A 26,125-nucleotide genomic window follows, 5' to 3' on the forward strand; every position below is an offset into this window, starting at 1 on the left:
TATACTCGTTTGATATTACCTATTATAATGGAAGGTTGGTTGATAATAACCGTGATTTACCAGAACATATAATATATGGAGTAATATATATAAATTCACATCAGTCTTATGTAATAAGAGATAATTACATTATTATCGTGAGCAATGTCACGAAAAAGCAGCTCCCCCTGCGTTCTCCTCCCTCTTTATATTAGGTGTAGGAGGATGTTGATCTGTCTGAGACATTATTTAATATTTCATTTTAATTTTATTAACAATAGTATCGTCGATGATTTATTTCTATTAAAAAGGTCTGATTATGGTGGAGCATTTTTGGAAAAAGGCTTACCTAGCCCTATTAAGCAGTACATTTGTTTTACTACTGGCAAGCTGTGATAACAATAGTTCTTTACCCAAATCCCTGGAGGAGCCGATGGCGTATATTCCTAATAAAGTACCTAGTGAAGCTGCTATTGCTGGCAATTTTCAGGCAGTGATCCACTTGGTGGACATTGCTAAATTAGGTCAAAGTCCAACAACAAATCATGACTACAGCACTAACACACTTTATCTATGGAACGATAAAAGCTGCGACGCCTTAGATTCTCCCTCGTTGAGCTGGAATGATATCAGTGCAACTCCTACAGGTAGCGATAGTTATGGGCCTTACTGGGTAGTGCTTTTAACTAAGAACGAGGGTTGTATCAATGTTATTGTGCGTGATGGTAACAACAATAAATTGATCGACAGTGATCTGAAAATTTCCTTCTCCGATTTTAGTAACCGTACCGTTTCTGTGATACCAGGCAATCATCAAATCTATGGCAGTCGTGCGGAAGCTTTTAATTCCGTGTTTGGCGTTTCTCAAGCTTCGGCACATTGGATCGATAACCAGACTCTATTATGGTCGGGCGGAGCAGATAAGCCTTATGTTCGTTTATATCATAACCAGAACGGCAAGGTTGGCGCTAATGATGACGGACACTTCACTGATGGCTATCTGACGTTAACACCAACAACTCTAAGCCAGAAGACGGCAGATCGGTTCCCTCATTTGGCGAAGTTGACAGCATTCCACCTGCCAGCGGGCGCGGATGTTGATACGTTACTTACCGGCGATTTGGTGGCGTTGGCGACCAACCAAGAGGGCTTACTATTATCGGCTACTCAAGTACAAACGGCTGGCGTATTAGACGATCGTTTTGCTAATGCTGCCGATACACTCGAATATGGTGCATTGGTCAGCGGATCAGGTGTTACTTTTCGCTTATGGGCTCCGACGGCTCAACAGGTAAAGTTGGTTATCTACGATACAGATAAACAGGTAATTGCTAACTACGCAATGAACCGAGATGCTGCTAGTGGCTCTTGGTCATGGCAAGGCGATAAAGATTTGATCGGGGCTTACTACCGCTACGTTCTAACGGTGTACCATCCACGTTCTCGCAACGTGGAGCATTATGAAGTTACCGATCCCTATTCCCACAGTTTGTCTACCAATTCGGAATACAGTCAAGTCGTTAATCTGGATGACGAGGCGTTGAAACCACAGAACTGGGATAGCTTGATCATGCCGCGTTCGCAAAGTACACCGGCGGATATTGCTCGTATGACTATATACGAATCTCATGTTCGTGATCTCTCCATTGCAGATAGCACGGTACCGGAAGCCTGGCGTGGTAAATACCTGGCTCTGACAGCGAATAACAGCGATATGTTCAAACATCTCAAGGCGCTGAGTCAGGCAGGAGTTACTCATATGGAGCTATTACCTGTATTTGATGTGGCTTCCATTAATGAATTTAGCAACCAAGTGGCTGATCTTAATCACCCATTTAGTCGTTTGTGTCAGGTCAATGCAGTGGTGAGGAGCAGCCGTTTTGCTGCTTACTGTGATGGTTTACAGACTGTGGGCGAAGTGTTGCAGGAGCTGAAGAGTGGTGACAGCGCTAATAACCCGCAGGTACAAGAACTGAATGCAATGATTGCAGAAACCGACTCCTATAACTGGGGCTACGATCCGTTCCATTACTCGGTACCGGAAGGTTCTTATGCCACTAATGCTGAAGGTTCAGTACGCATAAAAGAGTTTCGCGCAATGGTTCAAGCTATCAAGCAACAGCTGGGAATGAATGTGATCATGGATGTAGCGTACAACCACACCAATGCCGCGGGTCCAACAGACAGATCTTCCGTGTTGGATAAGGTAGTCCCTTGGTATTATCATCGTCTGAATGAAATTAGCGGTAACGTTGAATCCAACACTTGTTGTCACGATACAGCGCCAGAACACCGTATGTTCGCTAAGCTCATTGAAGACTCGTTGGTAACTTGGGTTAAGGACTATAAAATCGACGCATTTCGATTTGACTTAATGGGCTATCATCCGAAGGCTCAGATTTTATCGGCGCTGGCAAAAGTACGTGCGATTAACCCATCGGTCTATTTTTTTGGTGAAGGTTGGAACTCAGGGCAGGGAGACCGTTTCGAGATTGCTTCACAGATTAATCTTAAAGGCACGGGGGTTGGTACTTTTTCTGATCGGCTACGAGATGCGGTACAGGGTGGCGGGCCGTTTGATTCCGCTGATAGCATTCGCATTAATCAGGGAGTAGGCAACGGCGCTGGAACGTTACCTAACGAAATGGCGTGGTTCGATGCTAATGAGGTGCGTCATCTGGCGGATTTGGTACGTCTTGGTATGGCGGGCAACTTGGCTGATTTTGTGATAATTAATAAAGATGGAGCGGTAAAAACGGGTAGAGACATTAACTACAAAGGCGCTATAGCCGGTTATGCCGCTGATCCGATTGAGGTGATCAATTATGTCTCTAAGCATGATAACCAAACGTTGTGGGACATTATCAGCTACAAAGCGGCGCGTGAGGCAGATTTGGCGACACGAGTTCGTATGCAGGCAATATCTCTCGCCACGACATTCCTTGGACAGGGGCTGGCTTTTGCTCAACATGGATCGGAGTTACTGCGCTCAAAGTCTTTTTCCCGTGATTCCTATAATTCCGGTGATTGGTTTAATCGTGTTAGCTACACCTACCAGGATAATAACTATGATGTTGGTATGCCGGATCAGCGTGTTGATGGCGAAAATTACGCATTGATTGAAAAAGTGAAAAATGTGGTAGATAAACCCGGCCAGACTGAATTGTTGCAGATGACGGCTTTTTATCAGGAACTGCTACGCCTGCGTCAGTTTTCACCATTGATGACGCTCGGTGATGGTGCATCGGTTAAACAACGTGTTGATTTCCGTAACGTTGGGCCGCATCAGCAACTTGGACTGCTGGTGATGACGATAGATGATGGTAATGCCACCAATGATGACCGTGATTTGCGGTTTGACGGTTTGGTGGTGATGATTAATGCTGCGTCGCAGCCTGCCACGGTGAGAGATCTTAACGTCAGAGGATTGAAGTTGAATGATATTCAGAGTGAACTGGGTAATGCTTCTCTGGCGGCGGGTATCAGAATAGCTGAAGATGGTTCTGTCACGTTGCCGTCTTGGTCAGTAGCGGTGCTGGTTCTACCGCAAGATGGCGTTCGTGGCATAGGTTTGCCAGTCCGTAGCAAATAATGCGGAAATTTCTTAAAGCTGGGCGGTTATTCGGACCGCCTATTATTGAGGGAATTTTCGATGGATATCAATATTTGGTTGGGAAATGCACAGGGCCTTGCCTGCTAACTAGTCACTATCGGAAAGTATTATACAAATAATAACGATCTGATCTTTGACATAATAGAAAAGTTCATTCAATTTGATTTGATGATGTGTAAGAACGCAATTGTTCGAATTGCCAATATAAAGCTGGCTTTGAGCAATATTCCAGACGGCCTGACTTTATTTATGGGCTATCTGCCTATTTCTGCAACGCAATCCGTGTTTTACCGCGGTACTTGAATAATTCATCAATCTAAAGGAATCATCATGACACAATCACAATATTCCCAAACTCCCCGCCAGATCCTTACCGATGCTATCATCGACGCCAAGACACGCAAGAATTTGACGTTTGAGGATATTGCCCAAGGAACTGGCCTAAGTCTCGCATTCGTCACTGCTGCACTGCTTGGCCAGCACCCATTACCTGAAAACGCTGCGAAGATTGTGGTTGAGCGACTTGAACTTGACGAAGATGCTCTCCGCTTGCTGCAAACTATCCCTGTGCGTGGCAGTATCCCCGGTGGTATACCGACTGATCCGACTATTTACCGATTCTATGAAATGGTGCAAGTTTATGGTTCAACGCTGAAGGCGTTGGTCCATGAGAAGTTTGGTGATGGTATTATCAGTGCGATTGATTTCAAACTTGATATCAAAAAGGTCGATGACCCTAATGGCGGCTCTCGGGCTGTAATTACACTAGATGGGAAATATTTACCGACCAAACCGTTCTAAAGCGATTAATTAATATTGGCAAAGGGCTAAGTTCGAAGGAAAAGTCCTTTGCCGTTTCAAGAATGAATATCCGCGCTCATTGCTTTTGGCGTTTATTGATTATGTTGTAATGTGATGTATATAGGGAGCAGGATCAAAATTGCTATTGCGTTTCCTGAACGTATGAGCAAAATCCGGCCATACCAGTGTCAGACGCTTATTTCGGGGATCAAGGTACCAGCTTGTACAGTTACCGCTAACCCATACCGTATCTTTAATCTGATTTTGTAATTCAGTGACATAACGCTCCTGAGCTTCGGGAGAAACTTCAAGGACATAGTTGCTATTTTGCCTGCTGTATTCAATAGCACCAAGAATGTATTCTATTTGAGATTCAATTATGTAGATAATTGAGTTATGGGTAAGCGTCGCATTTGGCCCGTTGATAATAAACAGGTTTGGGAAACCTGTAACTGCGGTTGATGCAAAAGCTTCCATACCTTGGGTCCAGTGATCTGTGAGGCTAAGGCCATCACGACCATGAACCAGATGGGTATAAGGCGGCTGGGTGGCTTGAAAACCAGTACAAAAGATAAGTACATCAAGTGGATAACTGTTGCCAGACACTGAGATTGCATTTTGTCCATCAACTTGCTTTAAGGCTGATGTTTCGAGTTGAACGTTATCTCGGAGAAAGGCTGGATAATAATTATTTGCGGACAGGATTCTTTTACAACCAGGTTCATAATTAGGGGTGAGTTTTGTGCGTAATTCTGGATCGGAGATTTGCTGTTTAAGATGATTGAAAGCTATACGTTTTAATTCTGCCAAATATTGCGGAATAGAACGGCAAACTGGATATAACGACTCAAAGTGCCAGAATATATCTGAACGAAGAGCAGGAATAGACTCTGGATCGCGTCGGAACAATTGCTTTTCAGCCTCTGAATAACATCGGTCAGGACGTGGCAGGACGTAGGGGGCGCTGCGCTGGAAAATAACGAGTTCAGAGACATTGTTAGCCACTTCAGGAATTACTTGTGCTGCTGAAGCACCCGAGCCAATGATACCTACGCGTTTACCTTGAAGAGGGATGTGATGTTTCCAGCGGGCTGAATGGAAAACTTCCCCAGTAAAGCTATTCAGTCCTTTAATCTGTGGAATATTTTCATCTGTCAAATGCCCTGTGCCTGCTACTAAAAATCGACCACTGAAAACCCCTGTGGTTGTGACAACTATCCAGCGTTCTTCTTGGTTATCCCAGTAAGCTTTTTTAACGTTGGCGCCCAAACGGATATGAGGCAATAACCCTTCATCTTTGGCTGTAGCTTGAAGATAGGCACGTATTTCATGTCCTGGTGAAAAAACGTGGGACCAGTCAGGGTTGGGACGAAATGAGAAAGAATAGAGATGTGAGGGTATATCACAGGCTATGCCGGGGTAAGTATTATCGCGCCAGGTGCCTCCGACATCATCGGCACGTTCGAGAATAAGAAAACTGTGCTGAGATCTGCGCTTAAGCCGGGTTCCCATACCAAGGCCAGCAAAGCCTGCGCCGATGATAATAATTTCTACATCAGTGGCCTGCGATATATCTGTTTGTTGATTATGGTCTGGTGTACTTTTATTCATCATAGTTCTCCAGAGGGTAAGAGAGATTATGGCTGATCTGTAGGGATAATGGTTCCGGCAGGATAAAACGAAGGGGCCGTACAGAACTGATCAATAACCTGCACTAACTGGAAAGGGCGTTCATAAATGACTGCGTGTCCACATTCTATCTCTGTATAACGTGCATCCTGAATTGCGCCAAAAAGTGCTTTGCTATGGTAGGTAGGAACGATGTGATCATATTTGCAACCAATAATCAGAGTCGTGGCTTTTATGGCAGGAACAAGTTGGGTGATATCAACTTGGGAATCAAGAGTTATTTGCAATGCATCAAATTCCCCCGGATTGATATTTTCAAATCCGTTTGCCAGTTGGTCTGGAAGCATGTTCACATGACAGGGACCTCTGAACGCACAATACATCATAAAGTCTGTAATAGCGGGTGACTGGATTTCATATAACTGATGCCAGACGGCAGCAAATCGTTTTAGCTGTAAATCTGATTTCATCCATCCTGCGATCAGAACTAAATTACGAATCAGATCCGGACGTTTAGCAGCAACAGCCGCAGCAACGGCAGCGCCTAAAGAGTAACCTATCAGGGTGACAGACTCTCCTGGGGCTGCTGTTTCAATAACAGCTTCGACCTGCTTTCCAAGATGTTCAAGAGTCAGCATTTCGTCTGCGTTTACTGGTTGAGTAAAATCCAGTGATATAACCCGGTGTTCTGTAGCAAGTAATTGAAACAGAGAACTGAAATGTATTTGTGTACTTCCGCCAGTACCATGCACCAAGACCACAGGATTTTTTTTGTCATTATCCTTAAGCCCCAAGGGTTTAGAGGTGAAAAACTTTACATCCTTTCCATCTACTTTTATAACACTTTCATTGGCATTGAATTCTTGTTCGGATCTATTCATAGTAGTTAAACACTCTTGATAAATATGGGTTATGAGGAAACTAAATATAAATGATTAAGTAATTTCCTTATCATTGCTTAATTAAATTAATAACTAATGCTAGAGTTATTGTCAAACTATAAAATTAAAATAGTATCGTGATTGAATATTTTCATTATTATTATAAAGTCCAATATTAGGACTTGTTTATATCCTTCATTTTTCAAGTTGCTGCTTTGTTGGCTGCGTTCACTTACCGCCGCGCTGCAATTTGAAATCTATTGGGTATATTGTATTTTATAGGTAATTTAAAATTGAAAATAAAATATTAACCTGCTAATAAATATGGAAAAATTATGATTCATATCGTTTGTTAAGTTAGTTAAAGGAACAAGGGGTATCGACCGGCCATTTAATGTGGTGCTTCTGTCTAGTTAAACGGATAAATTATCAATATATTAAAGGTTTTATATATTTAACTTTTCTCTAAATTACTTGTTTTGCATTGACAGGTTTTCATCTTCATACCATAGTAATTACATTGAATATAGTCTTTATTTTTCCTGTTTGATTTATTTTTTTGTTGAATAATTTAATTTTCTTATTGTTTTTACTTTATTGGTTAATAATTCACATAATTAAGTAAGGCAAGTAATTAGAATCAGGTAAGTAAAATCAGGTAAGAAAGTACTGTACCGTGTTTTCCTCAATCTGACCGCATTTTGCCAGAGTGCTCGGTCCGGTTTATACAATTCAGAGCATATAATCTGTTTCAGATAAAACTGAATGACATCATGAAATGTTTAACACACTTGTTCAGGAGATGAAAAATGTCTACTCAAGCCGTGAATGAATATGCGATAGCAGAAGGTGAAAAACGTGCTATACGCACAATTAAACTGTTTATTGCTTTGGGATTTATCGCAGAGTTTGGCTTTCTTTTGATGGGCTTTATTTTATTTCCCGCTAATGGCCCCTTGGTATGGCGTCTCGTATGGGCTCTTGGTCTATGTGGTATCGGGATGGGCGCTGCTGTTGGGGGGCTGACCTATCTGGTTTCATTTCGTCTTACCCCTGGAAGCACAAGTGCTTATATCATGACCGCAGTGAGTAGTGCTTTGCTGTTTAGTGTTTGCCAGACTCTTTGTTGGGGATTGGACCACAACGTTGGTCTGAATTATTGGGGCTCAATAGAAATGCCGTTGCTGTTCCTGATCAAAGGATACACTGCTGCACTTTTGGCCGGCATTCTGGGTAGCTATCTGCTTAATTCTGCAAAAGGTGCAAGATTTCTCGCTTATCTGAAGGTGTTTTAGTGAATACAAAATCGAGTTTACCTAACAGTTTTGCCATTTCCGTATTTCTGGCTGTGCTGGCTGCATGTCTGAATCTTATGTTGTGGCGCACTGATATTCTGGAATTGACACACAATGTCTCACTAAAAGGGTTAATGGCTATTTGGTATATATTAGGATGGGGTTTTGCTCCGGGTTGCTTGACCGTTCTCGCCATCCATTCAATCAGGGGAAGATTACCTCAGATAACGGGATCGGTGGTCGCCACGTTCATAAGTTTTCTGCTGGTTACAGGGATTTGTGGTTTGGTTTATGCCTACCTGACGAACTCTGTTTTCATGCAAATGGCTATGGGCGGGATGGCTGAGCATCATTCGGCTGCAAACAACGGAACTATTCTTGGTTTTATTACGATGTTACTACCCAGTTTGTGTGCAACCGTTATTTCAATCATGCATGCTTTTTCGATAAAAGTGGAGAAGTGGTTTGGGTGATAAGATCTGATTGGATGTCGCGTTCACTTGTGTTGACTCCTAGAGAAGCTAAATTTGTTCCTCCAATTATTCTAGCTACTCTAGCTTTTCGTTACAGTTGTGCCTTTAAGCCCAGATAGACATGCCAAAATTTTGACTGACGTGTAAAGAACGTTAGTAACCGACAAATAGACGGAGCAATTTAAGCTGCATTATTTTCCGCGATTCCGGCTCAGGGTCCCATGTCTGGCCCTCAGCTTTCTTTATTTGTACCGGTCTGCTGTGTCTGTATGAATATTTTTCTGTAAACAGAGGGGGTCATGCCCGTATTTTTAACAAAGGCCCGGCGCATCACATCACTGCTTCTGTATCCGCAAGCTCCTGGTATTGCCTTGAGTGGGAGACTGCCTTCCTCAAGTAACGTTCGCGCTTTTTCAACACGTGCATTCTCCAGCCATACTCCTGCCTTCATGTTAAGTTCTTGGCGGAACAGGCGTCCCAGATGCCTGATGCTCAGGTTCATGTGTGTGGCCATGTCTTGTAGGCCACTTATGTCCTGAAGGTTGGCCTGTGCCCAGCGTTGCAAATCCTGAAAAGCAGCTCTCCCGGATAGGGACAACTGACTCCTGCGGATAAAGTGTCCCTGACAGACTGGCCGCTTGAAAAACATGACGAGACTTGCTGCCACCTCCATAGCGAGCTCGCGGCCCAGATCCTCTTCAATCAACCGGAGCGCCAGATCCAGCCCGGATGTCACCCCCGCAGCCGTTCTCAGCGGTCCATCAGCCACATAGAACATGTCCGGTTCAACCGTGATTTCGGGAAAACGCCTCGCGAGCAGTTCGGCACATGCCCAGTGGGTTGTCACCCGACGCTGTTTCAGCAGTCCGGTCTGTGCCAACAGCAGGGCACCAGTACAGATGGAGCCGTAACGCTGACTACGATGACATATTTCGATGATAGCAGTTCGCTCCTGTTCTGAAAGGGTATGGTTGTACGCATTAGGCGCGCCAGCCACAAGAAACGTGTCTGCCGAGTGGCTGGCGGTATGGTTCAAAATCACATCGGCCATCAGCCTAACGCCCGAAGAGGAAGTGATGATGTCTGAACCGGTCGACATCACGCTCAGGGAATAGACTTGCCGATGCAATATGCGGTTCGCTTCAGCGAACACGTCTAAGGGGCCTGAGACATCGAGCAGCTGAACGTCAGGCACAGCCAGTATGGTGATGTTGTGAATCATTACTCTGTAGAAGTCTTATTTAGTCTTAGTGTCCTGAATCGTCGTTATAAGTTAATTCAGGACGGATGTCATATGTTTTATGCTCACCCTTCATTTAATCAACCGGAGACAGAATATGAGTTTTTCAGTTAATAGCGTGAGTATTCCTGATACCCAAATAACTCGTGACGCAACTATGTTCATCCGCGATACGGAATCTGACCTGCTTTTTCATCATTCGAGTCGTGTTTACTACTGGGGTGCGCTGGCTGGTCAGCGTCTTGGGCTTAACGTGGACCATGAACTGCTCTATGTCGGATGTATGTTTCATGACATCGGCCTGACACATGAGCACTGTAGCTGTGATAAACGATTTGAGGTTGACGGAGCGAATGCGGCGAAACATTTCCTGCAAGGATACGGAATCGCTCAGGTCGATATTGATAAAGTCTGGACGGCGATTGCCTTGCATACTACGCCGGGCATTCCGGAGTTTATGGCGCCCGAAATTGCGCTCGTCACCGCTGGCGTTGAAATGGATGTGTTAGGTATCAATTACGAAGCGTTCAGCGACAGTGAGCGCAGTGCTGTTGTACAGCAACACACACGCACTGACCACTTCAAGGAAGATATCATTCAGGCTTTTTATGACGGTATCAAGGACAAATCCCAGATAATATCAGGTAATTTCAATACGGATGTCATACAGGATAAAGAGCCCGGACTTGTTCCCCTCAATATCTGCCACGTGATCCGCAATTCCCGCTGGAAAAACTGAGTACCTTGCTGTGGCTAACCTGCTATTCAAGTGCAGGTTAGCCGTTTTGAGGCTACAGGAGCAGGCACAGGGAAGATCTGCCTGAAAAACAGATAGGTCGATGCTTTTAAACGAGTTGTGACCACTTCCTGTAAAAGATAGGGCTGATCCAGACGAAATTCGGCCAGAAGGATAAAGCCTTTCATCTGGCATGGCAGCTCCCTAAACAAGTATCGAGATTGTCACAACGCCTGCGCACATGCCCAGGCGGAACTCCATGCCCATTGGAAATTGTAGCCACCAAGCCAGCCGGTGACGTCTACCACTTCACCAATAAAATAGAGTCCTTTTACTTGATTAGCCTCCATCGTTTTAGATGAAAGCTGGTGAGTATCAATGCCGCCCATTGTCACTTCGGCGGTGCGATAGCCTTCAGTGCTGTTGGGTTGCACTTGCCATGATTGAAGGCTGGTTACTAACTGCCTTTGCTGAGCTGAGTTAAGTTGTTTAAGCGAGATATCCGGCAGCTGGCCGAGCGTTTGCAGACATTCCGTCAATCGCTTCGGTAATAATTTTGCCAGAGAATTTTTTACGCTTTGATTTGGGTGAGAACTTCGTTCTTGTTCTAGAAAAGTTTCCAAATCAATATTTGGAAGTAAGTTAATACTCACAAACTCTCCGGGCTGCCAATAACTGGAAATTTGTAAAATTGCCGGGCCAGAAAGTCCCCGGTGGGTAAACAGGATATTTTCTTTGAACTGAGTGCCACTTTCTGCGGTGACAATAGCGGGAACGGATACACCAGAAAGCGTATGAAGTTGTTCTAGTAGTGGCTTATGCAGAGTAAAAGGGACGAGAGCGGCGCGGGTTGGTAAGATTTTTAGACCAAACTGCTCTGCAATCTGATAACCAAAAGGGGTTGCGCCAAGACCTGGCATAGATAATCCACCGGAAGCAATGACAAGTGAGCGGGTACTTACTTCTTTTCCATTAACGGTGATAACGAAACCCTGCTCCTTTTTTTCTACGTGGCTGACTTCGCAGCGCAGACGGATAGTGACCTGACCGGCTTCACACTCTTTTAGCAACATATCAACTATCTGTTGGGCTGAATCATCACAAAAAAGCTGCCCCAAGGTTTTTTCGTGGTAAGCAATACCATGACGTTGAACCAGTTCGATAAAATCCCATTGTGTATAGCGGGCTAGTGCAGACTTACAAAAATGAGGATTAGTAGAAAGATAAGCCGATGGTTCTGTATACATATTAGTGAAGTTACAACGTCCACCACCGGACATCAAAATTTTACGTCCGGCTTTTTTGCCATTGTCCAGAACCAGCACTCGTAAACCGAGTTGCCCGGCCTGAGCTGCGCAAAACAGACCAGCTGCTCCGGCGCCAATAATAATTGCATCAAATCTTTCCACTATTTTTCTCTTTATAACTGAATAATTTAGTGGGGAATTTCCCCTAACATGTTGCATTTTTGATAAATTTACGGAGAAAAAGCTCCATATGACCTGAATTTGTCAGGTAAACTTATTTTTTGTCTTAAAATTGTATATTTTTCAAAATATATATAACGATATGATATGTAAAGGATATTCCTGTTTCTTGCTGTTGTCTGATTGTCATAAAATCAAAAAAAGTTCATATTTCACTTTCCCCGCTAGCATTTGTCACTGATAATGCGCCGCGTTCATGTCCAACTAACTGGCTTAACGTTTATGCTACATCTTTTTACTGGCCTGGATTTTCACACCAGCCTCATGTTAGTACTGGCACTGCTGTTTGTGCTGTTTTATGAAGCCATTAATGGCTTTCATGATACCGCGAACGCGGTAGCAACAGTTATTTATACCCGTGCTATGCGAGCACAGTTTGCTGTCGTCATGGCTGGGGTATTTAACTTTTTCGGTGTTCTTCTTGGTGGATTAAGTGTCGCCTACGCGATTGTACATTTACTCCCTACCGATCTTCTTCTCAATGTCAGTTCTGCTCATGGTCTCGCCATGGTGTTTTCCATGTTGCTGGCTGCGATTGTTTGGAACCTTGGTACTTGGTATTTCGGTTTACCTGCTTCTAGCTCTCATACCCTGATTGGTTCCATCATTGGTATTGGTTTGACCAATGCCATTGTGACCAGTTCTTCTGTGGTTGATGCGTTGAATGTGCCGAAGATGATACAGATTTTCCTGTCGCTGATCCTCTCTCCTTTAATTGGATTGATTATCGCTGGGGCAATGGTATTTCTGCTGCGTCATTATTGGAGTGGAACCAAGAAACGCAAACGTATTCATCTGACGCCCGCTGAACGCGAAAAGAAAGATGGTAAACGTAAGCCACCTTTCTGGACGCGCACTGCGCTAATTCTGTCTGCGGTAGGAGTAAGCTTCTCACATGGGGCGAATGATGGTCAGAAAGGCATTGGTTTGATTATGTTGGTGTTGATTGGTGTCGCTCCGGCGGGATTTGTCGTAAACATGAATGCTAATGGTTATGATATTGCCCGTACTTACGATGCTGTTACTCACCTGCAGCAATATTATCAGCAGCATGGCACAGCGTTATCTCATGCCATTAAACTGACGCCATCGGTAACTGTTGTTAAGAATGAACCGGAAGGGAGATTCCATTGTGATAGCACCCGTGCCGTGGTTGTTCTTAATCATACAGAAAGCATATTGAAGGGCATTCAGAGTTACAGTGAACTGAACTCTGAACAGCGTAACAATATGCGCCGTATGTTGATGTGTATTGCTGATACGGCGGAATCTGTGGCTAAACTGCCGGAAACCAGTGGTGAAGATGCTCGTTTCCTGAATAAACTGCGTAAAGACTTATTGCATACTGTTGAGTATGCACCGGTCTGGATCATCATTGCGGTAGCACTGGCTCTGTCTCTGGGCACTTTGGTTGGCTGGAAACGTGTTGCGGTGACTATCGGTGAGAAGATTGGTAAAAAAGGCATGACCTACGCGCAGGGTGTTTCAGCTCAGATGACTGCGGCTGTTTCAATCGGTGTTGCGAGTTATACCGGGATGCCGGTCTCTACTACACAGGTGTTGTCTTCTGCGGTTGCAGGTACGATGTTGGTTGATGGTGGTGGTGTTCAGGGTAAAACAATCAAGAACATCATGTTGGCCTGGATACTGACATTGCCAGTTTCAATCGCGCTGTCCGGTACTCTCTACTGGTTCGCTTTGAAATTGATTTAATTGTTCAACGGATAATTGAAAGGCGGTATAGGTTAACTATACCGCCTTTTGTTTTAATACCAAATCAACATAGAAATCAGGCAAACAACAACTAACCCACTCAGCGCACTTGTCAAAATAAATTGCTTCCTCAGCCTTTCACAGCGAAGAACCACTTCTGGATCATGATGGTCAAGGTAACGTTGTGAATTGATATAGCGTACTAACCGAATCTGCTTATTAAGCTGCCCATGAGTAGTAAAAAAACCGTTACCGTCTACTGATTGGTAAAGCAAGGGATCGGACTGGCGAAGAATAGACAGCAATGCCCGCAGCGAAGAGAAGTAGCGCATCATATTCATAATGCAGACAAGACACAGCGCCCAAAACAGCGCAATTGTACTGAACATAATCCCCTCCTTAGAATGGTTAGCCAGAGCTGTCACAAAAGGAAAAAATCAAAATTGCAGGCGGTGATGCCTTATATTTATTGTAGGAAAGATAGTCAGATAGTACAAAAAACCCCTTTTGTGTGGCTTAAATTTGGACAAAGCCATAAAATGGCGGTCAAGTTGTGGTGATTGTTGCCGATACCAGATGGTAATAGTCAGGAACGTTAATCCTTTAATGTGATGATATTTTGATAATAAGTACGGCTTATATAATGAAATTAATCATAAATTCCATTATCTGAGTTGTTGTAACCACTGAGTAGTTCAATGTAGTGGGAAATAAGGATTTTTTGTGTACCAGATAAACCTCTGCCACTGATCTCATTCGATAAGCAGAGAACAGAATGTCAGCCATCACCTTATCGTAATAAAAAAACCTATTGATAAATCATCTCCACTTTTAGGGTTAGCCATTTCAGATAACGAAGTACTTGATGCTATTTTTGAGTGTTATAGAACAAATCAATCAGGTGCTCAAGAGTTGTATTACACCATAAAAGTGGTTGATGCCACTATCTCCGATTTAACAGCTACTCATCCACATAATAAACGCATACAGGTTCTGAGCCACAGGAAACTCTCTCTTTACGATACAAGAGTATCACGTGGACCCATCATATTGCAGGAACCAGTGCTTAGATAATTATCTTATTTATAATTCATGTATTGTGTTTACGACGAGCAATGATATATGGGATACAACATGAATATGCAAGAACAAATGAAGCATAATGTAGAAAATCATCATTTGTTGTGTCTATATTTAGTAAAGGAATAAAATCGAAATGAAAAACATAAAGATGAAAAGCAGATAGAGATAATGGTAATATTATAGCATAAAGATGACAATAGATATTGTCTGATATTAAAAGCTTTTTTATGAAAACATATGTAGGTCTTAGTATTATCAAAGATAATAATATATAAAGAAACCCCATTAATTACTCCTCATATATCCATGAGCTAATAATAATCCTCCATAGCCAGAACGTGAAAGTCTCGTAACAGTTAACCCGCCAACTATTTGAAGCCCCCCTGAAATGAAACCAACACCTGCAATAATTAATTTATCAAATTCACGTCTTTTGCTATTTCTAGGGCTATCTATAACCTCTTTTTGTACAACAATCGCTTGCCTTACATTTTTTTGCGAAATCATTCTATCTTGTTCTTTTAAGGATTTTATTTCCTCTTCTAATAAGTCTATTGCCTCAAGTATTGAAAGTTCCCCTGTGTTTATTTTTGCTGTAATATCTTGAGAGTAGGCGATAACTTCATTGATGAAATGATCTTTAGCCAGGCTCCATTTTATAAATTTATTAGCAACACTATTCATAACTATAATCAGTTCATTTTGTTTATCCATTTGGATCTTCATAAGCTGCCTTTCTTTTTGAGTGGCATCATCAAAGTATCCTCTGGCTCACGGATTTCTTCCGTAGAATTCATCTAAAACATCCATCATAATCCTCTTCTTTAAAATATCGTCATGTATCGTTATCTACATTAATAAAAATAAACAAATTGAACAAGTCTATTTCCAGATTATAGTGATCTGCAATCCAAATCTGATAAGCCGGAATTATCTGAAAATGAACCTACATTTCATTACAGTGAATTAGGATTAACGATAATCAACAAATATTCTATTAATTCTTCGCTTGTCATTGTTACTGGGATTCAAATGTATTTTTAGCAGCATAAAGTCTGATGCAGACGTCTGTACGTTTCATCCCCCTCCCGGAAGGGCCATTGGGTAATCTAGTACTACAGCCGTAGATACCAGAAAGTTGCATTTTCCTTGATGCTCACAACTCTGAGAAACCGCATGAATTAAGCTTTTCTATGAGTGTCTTTTCTGTTGAAAAAAGTAAGTACGGCTGTAGTACTAGAATGAATGAACACAGATTAATTGGAGATGTCTTGTTTCTGTTTGCGGGCCGTATCAGTAATACCTACCTCAGATTATTGGGGGTCTACGTAAAAACTCGATTTGAGCATTGAAAAACATGGATTGGACAAGAAAGACCATAAAACCAGAGTTTGATTTTGTTATTCATCAAGTGGCAGGAATAGTCATTGTGGTATATGTTGTTTGTTTGGTGAATGTTCTTTGCTCGATAGCTAAATACGATGAGTTGTAATCGAAACAACGCCTTAAGGACATTCTAAACAGTAATAAACATAGCATAGTGGCGATTTGCTTTGCCAACTCATTAACTAGCATTATGAAAGGAGTTCGCTTATGGCTTACAAACATATTCTTGTTGCGGTTGATTTATCCCCGGAAAGTCAGGTGTTGGTGCAAAAAGCTGTTTCCATGGCAAAACCGTACAATGCCAAAGTTTCCTTGATCCATGTTGATGTTAACTATTCCGATCTCTACACCGGTTTGATTGACGTTAATCTCGGTGATATGCAGCAACGTATTACTGATGAGACCCGCAATGCGTTGAAAGAGCTTTCCACAGAGTCGGATTATGACATTCAGGAAACTTTGAGTGGTAGCGGTGATCTGGGGCAGGTATTGGTTGATGCAATTAAAAAATATGACATAGATCTGGTTGTTTGTGGTCATCATCAGGATTTCTGGAGCAAACTGATGTCTTCTGCTCGTCAGTTAATTAACACTGTTCATGTTGATATGTTGATCGTTCCTCTGCGTGATGATGAATAACCACAAATTGAAAAACTATTCGATTAAAACGCCTGCTTATGCAGGCGTTTTTTTTGATGAAATGTGGTGTAGTTTGGTTTGTTCCCTGTGCAATCAAGAAATTTTTTTTACCATTCTGTAAAAAAACTTCTTGAAAGATGAATATAGAACAGTGATATATTCAAAGAGCAAACACAACTTACCTCACATTTTCGACAAAAATAATTATCAGAAAATGGTGGGGAGACATCACAACCGAAGTAAAAAAAGGAAGGGTTAAATGAGCTGTTTACTATCTTTGTCTTCATTTCTTGGATCAATTCAACGCAGGGATGAGTATCAACCCGAATATCTCCAGGCTGTCCGGGAAGTTTTCACCTCACTTTGGCCGTTTCTTGAACAAAACCCAAAATACCGTGAACAAAGCTTACTGGAACGTATGGTAGAACCGGAACGGGTTATTCAGTTCCGGGTTTGTTGGGTAGATGATCAGGGTAAGGTTCAGGTAAACCGTGCATGGCGGGTACAGTTCAATTCGGCCATTGGTCCATATAAAGGTGGTATGCGTTTTCATCCATCGGTGAACCTCTCTATTCTGAAATTCCTTGGCTTTGAACAAACATTGAAAAATGCACTGACAACCTTACCAATGGGTGGGGGGAAAGGGGGTTCAGATTTTGATCCTAAAGGAAAAAGTCAGGGCGAAGTGATGCGATTTTGCCAGGCGCTAATGACGGAATTGTACCGCCATCTGGGACCAGATACCGATGTCCCCGCTGGTGATATTGGTGTGGGTGGCCGTGAAGTGGCCTTTATGTCAGGGATGATGAAAAAGCTCTCTAATAATACGGCTTGTGTATTCACTGGCAAAGGTCTCTCTTTTGGCGGTAGTTTGATTCGCCCGGAAGCAACAGGTTATGGTCTGGTTTATTTCACCAATGCCATGTTGAAACGCCATGGTATGGGCTTTGAAGGTATGCGTGTATCGGTTTCCGGTGCAGGCAATGTTGCGCAATATACGATCGAAAAATGCATGGCATTGGGTGCGAAAGTGGTTACTGCTTCTGATTCCGGCGGTACAGTGGTTGATGAGGAGGGTTTCACGCTGGAGAAATTGGCTCATCTTGAAGAGATTAAAAACCAACACTATGGCCGTGTGGAAGAGTATGCCAAAGAACGGGGACTGACTTTCTTAAAGGGATTACAACCTTGGTCTGTGCCAGTTGATATCGCTTTGCCATGTGCCACTCAGAATGAGTTGGATCTGGATGCGGCTAAAGTGCTTATCAAGAATGGTGTTAAAGCTGTAGCTGAAGGTGCGAATATGCCTGCAACCATTTCAGCGACTGAAGCCTTTATTGAAGCGGGTGTGTTGTTTGCACCAGGCAAAGCCGCTAACGCGGGTGGCGTGGCAACGTCTGGCTTGGAAATGGCACAAAACGCAGCACGTTTAGGCTGGAAGGCTGAGAAAGTGGATGCACGTTTGCATCACATCATGCTGGATATCCATCACGCCTGTGTTGAGTATGGTGGCGAGAGCAAACAGACCAATTATGTTCAGGGGGCGAATGTTGCTGGATTTGTAAAAGTTGCCGATGCCATGCTTGCCCAGGGCATTTTGTGAATTGAAGATATCAGCCGCAATATGCGGCTGACTTTTCAGCAAGGATAAATATCAAAACGGTGATTTTTCGTGGTGATAGCTGCTGATGCAACTACTCCAGCTAAGGGTTCTGCATAATCAGGCCGTTTTACTACTACGCGACGTTTTGCTAAAGCGCGAGCGGGGGACAACAAATTATCAGCATCTTCATCAGCGCCAACCAGAGACTGAAACACTCGCATCTCTTTTTTCACCAATGCACTTTTTTGCTTGTGTGGATACATAGGATCGAGATAAACGACATCAGGCTGTGGTGTAATATCGGCCAGCGCTGTAATGCTTGAAGTGTGAAGCAGTGTCATGCGTTCTTGCAACCAGCCACCAATTTCCTCATCTTGATAACCGCGTTGCAACCCATCATCCAGCAATGCCGCGACTACAGGATGGCGTTCCAGCATCCTTACATGGCAACCCAATGATGCCAGTACAAAGGCATCTCTCCCCAGACCTGCGGTAGCATCTACGACTGTTGGTAGATAATCTTTTTTGATCCCGATGGCCTTAGCGACTGCTTCGCCGCGTCCGCCACCAAAGCGGCGACGATGTGCCATGGTACCTGATACAAAATCCACATAGATACCACCCAGTTTTGGCTCATCCAGTTTACGGAGTTCGAGGTATTGAGGGGTAAGAACCAATGCCATAACTGCGCTTTCGTCATGTACTAGATCCCAGCGTTCTGCCAGTTGAGATAAGGCGCTGTTATCAGCGCCTTGTTCACAGATTAAACAGATACCCACCCTGATTATCCTTTAATACCGGAACTACGTAGCATTGCATCCAGTTTTGGTTCACGGCCACGGAAACGTTTGAACAGTTCCATTGGATCTTCAGAACCACCACGGGACAGAATGTTATCAAGGAAAGATTGCCCGGTTGCGCGGTTAAAAATGCCTTCTTCCTCAAAACGGGAGTAAGCATCGGCTGCCAACACATCAGCCCATAGATAACTGTAGTAGCCAGCGGCATAACCACCGGAAAAGACGTGGGTGAATGAGTGAGGGAAACGGCCCCATTCAGGTGAAGGCACTACGGAGACCAATTTCTTCACTTCCTTTAAGGTCTTCATGGTTTGAGCACCTTTCTTTGGATCATACTCAACATGTAGACGGAAATCGAACTGACCAAACTCAAGCTGACGCAAGATCCGCATAGCGGCTTGATAGTTTTTCGCTGCTAAAAGGTTATCCAACATGGATTGTGGTAGAGGTTCTTGAGTTTCGTAGTGACCAGAGATAAATGCCAGTGCTTCTGGTTCCCAACACCAGTTCTCCATGAACTGGCTTGGCATTTCTACCGCATCCCACGGTACACCACCAATACCGGAAACGCCGGCAGTTTCAATCAGGGTCAACATATGATGTAGACAGTGACCAAACTCGTGGAACAGCGTGTTGACTTCACTGTGAGTGAACAGCGCGGGTTTATCGCCAACAGGTCTGTTGAAGTTACAGTTCAGATAAGCGACAGGCTTTTGCAGTTCGCCGTTGGAACGACGCATTCTGCTGATGCACTCATCCATCCAGGCGCCACCACGTTTATTCTCACGTGCGTATAGATCCATATAGAAGCTACCGCGCAACTCATTTGTGTCATCGTACAGATCAAAGAAACGAACATCTGGGTGCCAGGTTTCTACATCATGGCGCTCTTTGGCAGTAATACCATAGATACGACGAACAACCTCGAATAGCCCTTCAACAGCCTTTTGTTCAGGGAAATAAGGACGTAACTGCTCATCATTGATAGAGAACTCATACTGTTTTTGTTTCTCGCCATAATAAGTCATATCCCAAGCTTCCAGCTTGTGGGCACAATGATGCCATTTAGCAAAACCTTTTAATTCATCTACCTCTTCTTCGCCTTGTGGATGAGCACGTTTTGTCAAATCATTCAGAAAATCCAATACTTCCTTAGGCGTTTTTGCCATTTTGGTCGCAAGGGATTGTTCAGCATAATTTTTGAAACCAAGCAATTGAGCTTGTTCGTGACGCAGTGCAAGGATCTCGGCGATCACTTCGCTGTTATCCCATTTACCTGCATTTGGCCCCTGATCGGATGCGCGGGTATTGTAGGCGTAATAAATTTCCCGACGCAGTTCGCGGTTATCTGCATAGGTGATAACCGGCTGGTAACTTGGTGCTTCTAAAGTCAGTAGCCAGCCTTTTTGTCCTTTGGCTTCTGCCTGGGCTTTAGCGGCGGCAATCGCGCTTTCGGGCAGACCAGACAGATCTTTCACGTCAGTAATTAATTTGGTCCAGCCCATAGTGGCATCAAGCACATTATTGTTGAATTGCGAACTTAAATCCGACAAACGAGCACTAATCTCGCCATAGCGTTTCTGTTTTTCTTCAGGCAGACCAATACCTGATAGTTTAAAATCACGCAGTGAATTTTCGACCGCTTTGCGTTGAGGTTGAGAGAGTTTCTCAAATTCAGCACTCTCACGTAATGACGTATACGCTTGATACAGCCCCTTGTGTTGACCTAACCAGGTACTGAATTCGGACAGTAATGGCAAACTTTCTTCATAGACGGTGCGTAATTCTGGGCTGTTTTTAACCGAATTGAGATGATTGACGGGTGACCATGCACGGGACTGCTTATCACCGGCTTCGGCCAATGGTTGACACAGATTATCCCAGGTAAAAACGGTATTCTCGGCCAATATTTTTTCGACGGTTTGGCGATAATTGGCAATCACTTCTTTTACAGCGGGAACAACATGTTCTGGTTTAATAGAAGAAAATTTTGGTAAACCTGATGGAACGAGTAACGGATTAGTCATATAAAGCGTCCTGTTTATGTTTTGGATACATTGCTGAGCGGAACAACCTTGTATCGTAATGGGTATCGGCTAATAAGATGTAGGTAAAATTCGACAAACTCAACGCGAATGTTGAGTTTATGAACAATAAAATTTAATGCTTTTTAGCAAATTGAGAATGATTTCAGCAAACGGATTCAGAAGCCAGATAATCTGCGCTATGATTGGCTTCTTTTCATAATTATTTGGTATTTATAAGGAAGATCATCGTCCCCGGTGGGGCGGCTGGACTTCAAATCCAGATGAGGCCGCCAGCGGTCTCTGGCAGGTTCGACTCCTGTGATCTTCCGCCAATTATTAATCTACTTTCTAGGCCGGAAGGTTGAATTGCCGCTGGCAATTTTTGATCCTATGAATCCGGAATTGGCGAAGATGTCGGTAGCAGGCAACTAATTGGTTTGAATATTTTAACATTTATTCTTCCCTGATTAAGGAGGGAACACCTCCTTTTTTATAGCTATGGTTGTCAATAAGTATATTTGGGGATATTGAAAAATTTTTCATTTCAATGAACCATCCAAATGAAGAAAGAATAAGTATATATCACAACCCTTTGTTTCTGAAAAAATTGGAAAATCCTATCATAGAATTCCTATTCACGAGACAAATTGCTCCTTGGATTATAATTTAATGGCAATGATAAGCTATATCAGTCAAGAAAGTAGAAATTGATAATCAACGTTAATATAGTTATTCGATAATGTGATTTTTATTGATAAAGTTGCTTTCATTCCCTATCTCCCAGGGAATTAGCATTGTAATGATTATCGTTATTGATTAGGGTAAGAAGATGCTAAACCTTGCTTTCGAATCTTAAAAACCTTCCTGACAGGAACAATATTGCCAATTTGTGGTCTTTAAATATGTCGGCTAAAGGAGATGTTAATGAAAGCATATTGTTTTAATTTACGACAGAAGATTCTGACGTCAATTCTGATTTTTACATGTTATATAGGTTTCGTTTACTCGAATACACATAAACAGTTTTTCCGTCATGATGGTAGTGAAATAACTTACTATCTTAAGCAAAGAGAAGGTAAAAACCTATTGGTGCTGATACAAGGTTCTGATTGTAATAGTATAGCTAATAATAAGTTTGTAAATGAGACATTCAATGATATTTATCCAGATACAGATGTGTTAACCGTGGAGAAATATGGTATTAATGCATCACTTCCCTGGTCTGATGCCGGTGAGCGTTCAGATTGTCCTAAGGCTTATATAGAATCAGATACGCCAGAACAGCGGGTTAAGGATTATATTCAGATCATTGGTTATCTGAAGAATCAAAATAAATATAAAAAAATCATTATATTGGGTGGCAGTGAAGGGGCAACGGTTGCCAATTTAATTACATCGCAAGTTAACTATATTGATAGAACAATCTCACTGAATGGCGGCAGTCGGTATTTAGCTGATGATGTTATTCACAGTATGAAGAGTGAAGTTCCACCAGAACATATTGATCAGGCGATTAAAGGATTCAGAGAATTCCAGCAAAGAATACATAACAACAATAATACGGGTAAGCTGGAAATGAGTAATCATGGAACTAATTGGTGGAAAGTTGCATTAGGTATTAATCAATATAAAGTATTAAATCAGACAAAAAGACCGGTTCTGATTATTCAAACATTGAATGATAACTCCGTCAGTGTGAGTGCAGCTATGAAAATGGAGGAGCAATTAAAGAAAAGTAATATTACTTTCTACCAATACTCGGGATTGAATCATGGATTTAAAAATAGTGCAGGTGTTTTGCAAGTTGCTCCTATTGTTGAAGATATAAGGAATTGGTTATCCAGAACTTCTGGATAAGAGCCTGTAATTTGCATGATATACCCTATGGATTTCAAGATGCAGCGCGGTGGCAAGGAACGCCTCCCTAGGAGCGTAGCGAACTATGTGACTGGGGTAAGTGAAAACAGCTAACAAAGCAGCAACTTGAAAGATGAAGGATATATTTAATAATTAGATAATTACATGAAATTTATTTTTATATTTTTGTTATTATCATTGTGGAATGGGATGTAATTATATTATTTCCTATGAACTATCATATGATTAATATGCTGCTTGTAATTTCCATAAAATATAATATTAAAATGTTATGAACTATTCGTTGTTTTTGCTATATGTTCTCGGTTTTATCTTTTATATAACAGAGGGGAACTCTAGGGTTATTTCTCATTATCATTTATGTATGTCATTATATTAGATGGTAAAAATTAACGATATATCATGTTAATTACAGGATGTAATGTCTTTTTTATTTATTTTTTGCTAATAAAATATTGATTTTAAATTAATTAAATTTATTTTTGTATTTTATTGACAATACATTAATGGCATCTATAGTTATATGTATTAGATAAGGCAGTAATATGGCATCAAAAATGCTGTATATATTATCTAAATGCTGGATAAATTCCTGATGTATACTTGTTTTCTAGTGAAAATGGTTACAATTTTATATGGGCAAGATAAATAGCTATTGTTTGTATTTATGAATAATATAAGTTATTTATCAATTAGTTACATTAAATCTCGGAGTTTATATCATGATGATTAAAAAAGATATTCTGTTACATGAAGAGCTGATTGTAGATGATGAGCTTAAAGTGGGTAAAGTAGAGAAGGTCAACGTTGATATTCTGTCACCCAGTTCAGTCATCGTTAGCCTGAATATTTTAGGCGTGATTGAAGATTTTCATCTATTACTAGTTGATGGTGATAAAGATAAAGAGAAGATTGTGCTGCTCTATCTGTCTCTTTTACGTGTTCTTCATGAAAAATCAGATGTAAAAGTAAGAGTCGCAAAAAGTAAGCTTGCTAAGCTAAAATATATAGTAGGTGTGGAGATTTAATAATTATTTATTAAATCTCTGAATGAGTGCATGGAATAATATATTCGGTAGAGTAATTGAATTTTGTTTGAAAGATATAATCAGATAGAGCTGGTTTTATTCAATTCAAAAAGATATTTTCTACTAAATGCACTTAGTCAAAGGCAGAATGGTAATATTATCGTTCTGCCTTTTTCTATTTTAATGAATTGTTATGGAATTAAAGGAATAATATCAGATAAATAAATGCAGTTTATTTATCTGTGGTAATAATGATATAGAGGGAAACTAAACTATCTCTATTTTACATACTATTAGTTTAATCTAAATGCGGAGAGCTATGAGTAATATAGCCTGAAAAGTGGCATATAGTTATACGATCAATACATCGATTATAATTTCTATAATTTATTTTTTGACTCTGTGATTGTACCAATAATTTTATCTTTTTAAGGAGAGTGATAAATACCCATATTATTATAATTTATATATGTAACTGTTAGATGTGGAAAAAGTTATTAATATATTAATATTCTCATATGGAAGATCTGCATTTTTGTCTTTTGTGACAATGTAGACGTATTTTAAAATTAAGCTATCACCTTTATTTGACAACGTATGAATGGCATCTATAGTTATATGTGTTAGATAAAGTATTAATGTAGTATTAAAAATGCTAACTACTATATCTGATGCGTGGATGATCTATTAATGCATACTGATTTTATAGTAGAAGTACTCACTATCTTATATTCCACAAGTAAACAGTTTGTTGTTCTGTATCTTGGGTAATATAAATTTATTTATTACATTATGGAGTTTGAAATGAAAGCTAAAATGGGCCAAGCAATACAGCTGTCTAATTGTAAAGTACAAAATATGACCTTTAATGTTGACAAACCGCAAAACGTTGTTGTTAGTATACAGGAAGGTTCTAGTGCTGCTAAAGATTATGGTATATTTTGGGATATGACTAAAGACGATGAATATAGGAATTGGGTGACAGTTTATAACACGTTGCTAGCGGCTTTTTCTAGTAAGTTGCTTTCTATAGACGTAGAAACTGTGGATAATGTAGTTCCTGGTGCTGGAATTAACAATTTTATAAAACATATAACTATAAAGTGATAGAGTTTTTTGTGTATTAATAGAATAATTATAATCTGTTAATAGGATGTAAGGAATGAAAAGTTCTTTAGAGTAACTAAAATTAATTTTATCTATATAAATAATTTCTTTAGTGGAATAAAGTGGGTCTTATTTAAATCCTAAAGGCAGCTTTCTATTAGTGCAATTAACTCAGGTGGAGCGATAATATTATCGCTCTGCCTTCCTCTATTGCAATTGATCATTGAAAAATAAAACAACAATATCTCATAAATAAATCCCACTTTACTTACCTTCGCTAATGTTATTATAAGTAAATAATACTGAGGCAAACAATAACATGTGTTCTATTTCATAGTGCTTAGATCTAATGCCTTTACAAATTTAAATGTCTATATATTATTGTTGGCAGGTGAATTTATGGCGTAATTTTAGGTTTATAAAAGCACGGTAGAATTATAATGTTGTTATCGTATATTATTACAATGATTTAATATTTTATGATGAAAAAATAGAATTCCCAACTGTGTATTACCGTTTTTAATAAAAGCATTATAATTCAGTTCCGGGTTTATTAAACCTGAAAGCATCATAGTTATTTAATTTTTCAAATTGTAGGAGTACGTAGAGCCATCATATTAATCATTACCCCATATTTAAACTGAATTTTTCATACGAAGTCACCATTGATGGTGTTAGGGTCGCAATTAATACAGTGAATATAGTTTTAAGGCGACATAATATTCAG

The 26,125-nt window shown here is 41.2% G+C and carries 20 protein-coding genes and 1 tRNA gene; 13 read left to right on the top strand and 8 right to left on the bottom strand.

Annotated elements, in window-relative coordinates; translation table 11 throughout:
- Positions 1–298: 298 nt before the first annotated feature.
- Both pulA and cynS read left to right on the top strand, forming a co-directional pair.
- Positions 299–3,571, top strand: coding sequence for a pullulanase-type alpha-1,6-glucosidase (gene pulA / locus C5469_RS14980; RefSeq protein ID WP_166308203.1), 3,273 nt, complete (start codon positions 299–301; stop codon positions 3,569–3,571).
- A 351-nt stretch (positions 3,572–3,922) separates the two neighbouring features.
- Complete coding sequence (cynS, locus tag C5469_RS14985) at positions 3,923–4,393, top strand: cyanase (RefSeq protein WP_166308206.1); 471 nt, start codon at positions 3,923–3,925, stop codon at positions 4,391–4,393.
- 99 nt (positions 4,394–4,492) lie between these two features.
- Here the strand turns inward: cynS and C5469_RS14990 are convergent, their stop codons facing one another.
- Entirely contained in the window at positions 4,493–6,004 is a 1,512-nt protein-coding gene (locus C5469_RS14990) for a flavin-containing monooxygenase (protein WP_166308385.1), read from the bottom strand.
- Between the two features lie 26 nt (positions 6,005–6,030).
- Positions 6,031–6,903, bottom strand: coding sequence for an alpha/beta fold hydrolase (locus C5469_RS14995; protein ID WP_166308209.1), 873 nt, complete (start codon positions 6,901–6,903; stop codon positions 6,031–6,033).
- An 809-nt stretch (positions 6,904–7,712) separates the two neighbouring features.
- Between C5469_RS14995 and C5469_RS15000 the strand changes: the two genes are divergently transcribed.
- The gene (locus C5469_RS15000) at positions 7,713–8,198 is read left to right on the top strand and encodes a hypothetical protein (RefSeq protein ID WP_166308212.1); all 486 of its coding nucleotides are present in this window, start codon (positions 7,713–7,715) and stop codon (positions 8,196–8,198) included.
- Positions 8,198–8,671 (top strand): hypothetical protein, encoded by a 474-nt coding sequence (locus C5469_RS15005; RefSeq protein WP_166308215.1) that lies wholly within the window; start codon positions 8,198–8,200, stop codon positions 8,669–8,671. The genes C5469_RS15000 and C5469_RS15005 overlap by 1 nt, the downstream gene beginning before the upstream one ends.
- Before the next feature lie 232 nt (positions 8,672–8,903).
- Here C5469_RS15005 and C5469_RS15010 read toward each other — a convergent pair whose 3' ends face one another.
- Positions 8,904–9,893, bottom strand: coding sequence for a GlxA family transcriptional regulator (locus C5469_RS15010; RefSeq protein WP_166308218.1), 990 nt, complete (start codon positions 9,891–9,893; stop codon positions 8,904–8,906).
- Between the two features lie 115 nt (positions 9,894–10,008).
- On the opposite strand from C5469_RS15010, the gene C5469_RS15015 reads away from it, so the two are divergent.
- Positions 10,009–10,650 (top strand): HD domain-containing protein, encoded by a 642-nt coding sequence (locus C5469_RS15015; RefSeq protein WP_166308221.1) that lies wholly within the window; start codon positions 10,009–10,011, stop codon positions 10,648–10,650.
- Positions 10,651–10,871: 221 nt separating this feature from the next.
- On the opposite strand, the gene C5469_RS15020 is transcribed toward C5469_RS15015, so the two are convergent.
- Positions 10,872–12,056: an aminoacetone oxidase family FAD-binding enzyme gene (locus C5469_RS15020; RefSeq protein WP_166308224.1), complete on the bottom strand. Its 1,185-nt coding sequence runs from the start codon at positions 12,054–12,056 to the stop codon at positions 10,872–10,874.
- A 300-nt stretch (positions 12,057–12,356) separates the two neighbouring features.
- Between C5469_RS15020 and pitA the strand changes: the two genes are divergently transcribed.
- Complete coding sequence (pitA, locus tag C5469_RS15025) at positions 12,357–13,847, top strand: inorganic phosphate transporter PitA (protein ID WP_166308227.1); 1,491 nt, start codon at positions 12,357–12,359, stop codon at positions 13,845–13,847.
- Positions 13,848–13,900: 53 nt separating this feature from the next.
- On the opposite strand, the gene uspB is transcribed toward pitA, so the two are convergent.
- Positions 13,901–14,236 carry a universal stress protein UspB gene (gene uspB / locus C5469_RS15030; protein WP_166308230.1) on the bottom strand — a complete coding sequence of 112 codons (336 nt, stop codon included), beginning with the start codon at positions 14,234–14,236 and terminating at the stop codon, positions 13,901–13,903.
- Positions 14,237–14,657: 421 nt separating this feature from the next.
- Between uspB and C5469_RS15035 the strand changes: the two genes are divergently transcribed.
- On the top strand, positions 14,658–14,921 hold the full coding sequence (locus C5469_RS15035; protein ID WP_339414505.1) for a type VI secretion system tube protein Hcp: 264 nt from the start codon (positions 14,658–14,660) through the stop codon (positions 14,919–14,921).
- Between the two features lie 294 nt (positions 14,922–15,215).
- Here C5469_RS15035 and C5469_RS15040 read toward each other — a convergent pair whose 3' ends face one another.
- Positions 15,216–15,644 (bottom strand): DUF4225 domain-containing protein, encoded by a 429-nt coding sequence (locus tag C5469_RS15040; protein WP_166308233.1) that lies wholly within the window; start codon positions 15,642–15,644, stop codon positions 15,216–15,218.
- An 879-nt stretch (positions 15,645–16,523) separates the two neighbouring features.
- Here C5469_RS15040 and uspA point away from each other — a divergent pair.
- Both uspA and gdhA read left to right on the top strand, forming a co-directional pair.
- On the top strand, positions 16,524–16,955 hold the full coding sequence (gene uspA / locus C5469_RS15045) for a universal stress protein UspA (protein WP_054478764.1): 432 nt from the start codon (positions 16,524–16,526) through the stop codon (positions 16,953–16,955).
- Positions 16,956–17,214: 259 nt separating this feature from the next.
- The gene (gene gdhA / locus C5469_RS15050; RefSeq protein ID WP_166308236.1) at positions 17,215–18,558 is read left to right on the top strand and encodes an NADP-specific glutamate dehydrogenase; all 1,344 of its coding nucleotides are present in this window, start codon (positions 17,215–17,217) and stop codon (positions 18,556–18,558) included.
- Positions 18,559–18,593: 35 nt separating this feature from the next.
- On the opposite strand, the gene rsmJ is transcribed toward gdhA, so the two are convergent.
- Together rsmJ and prlC are read right to left on the bottom strand one after the other, a co-directional pair.
- Entirely contained in the window at positions 18,594–19,337 is a 744-nt protein-coding gene (rsmJ, locus tag C5469_RS15055; protein WP_166308238.1) for a 16S rRNA (guanine(1516)-N(2))-methyltransferase RsmJ, read from the bottom strand.
- Positions 19,338–19,342: 5 nt separating this feature from the next.
- Positions 19,343–21,385 (bottom strand): oligopeptidase A, encoded by a 2,043-nt coding sequence (gene prlC / locus C5469_RS15060; protein ID WP_166308241.1) that lies wholly within the window; start codon positions 21,383–21,385, stop codon positions 19,343–19,345.
- Positions 21,386–21,622: 237 nt separating this feature from the next.
- Between prlC and C5469_RS15065 the strand changes: the two genes are divergently transcribed.
- The 4 genes from C5469_RS15065 to C5469_RS15080 all read left to right on the top strand — a co-directional run bounded on the left by C5469_RS15065 (position 21,623) and on the right by C5469_RS15080 (position 25,398).
- Positions 21,623–21,717, top strand: a tRNA-Sec gene (locus tag C5469_RS15065).
- 592 nt (positions 21,718–22,309) lie between these two features.
- Positions 22,310–23,242 carry an alpha/beta hydrolase family protein gene (locus tag C5469_RS15070; protein ID WP_166308244.1) on the top strand — a complete coding sequence of 311 codons (933 nt, stop codon included), beginning with the start codon at positions 22,310–22,312 and terminating at the stop codon, positions 23,240–23,242.
- Between the two features lie 743 nt (positions 23,243–23,985).
- A complete protein-coding gene (locus C5469_RS15075) occupies positions 23,986–24,291 on the top strand; it encodes a Cro/Cl family transcriptional regulator (protein WP_166308247.1) in 306 nt (101 codons plus the stop codon).
- 804 nt (positions 24,292–25,095) lie between these two features.
- Positions 25,096–25,398 carry a hypothetical protein gene (locus C5469_RS15080; protein WP_166308250.1) on the top strand — a complete coding sequence of 101 codons (303 nt, stop codon included), beginning with the start codon at positions 25,096–25,098 and terminating at the stop codon, positions 25,396–25,398.
- The last annotated feature ends 727 nt before the right edge of the window (positions 25,399–26,125 follow it).

Origin of the sequence: Photorhabdus cinerea, from assembly GCF_011189575.1 — a bacterium.
GTDB lineage: Bacteria > Pseudomonadota > Gammaproteobacteria > Enterobacterales > Enterobacteriaceae > Photorhabdus > Photorhabdus cinerea.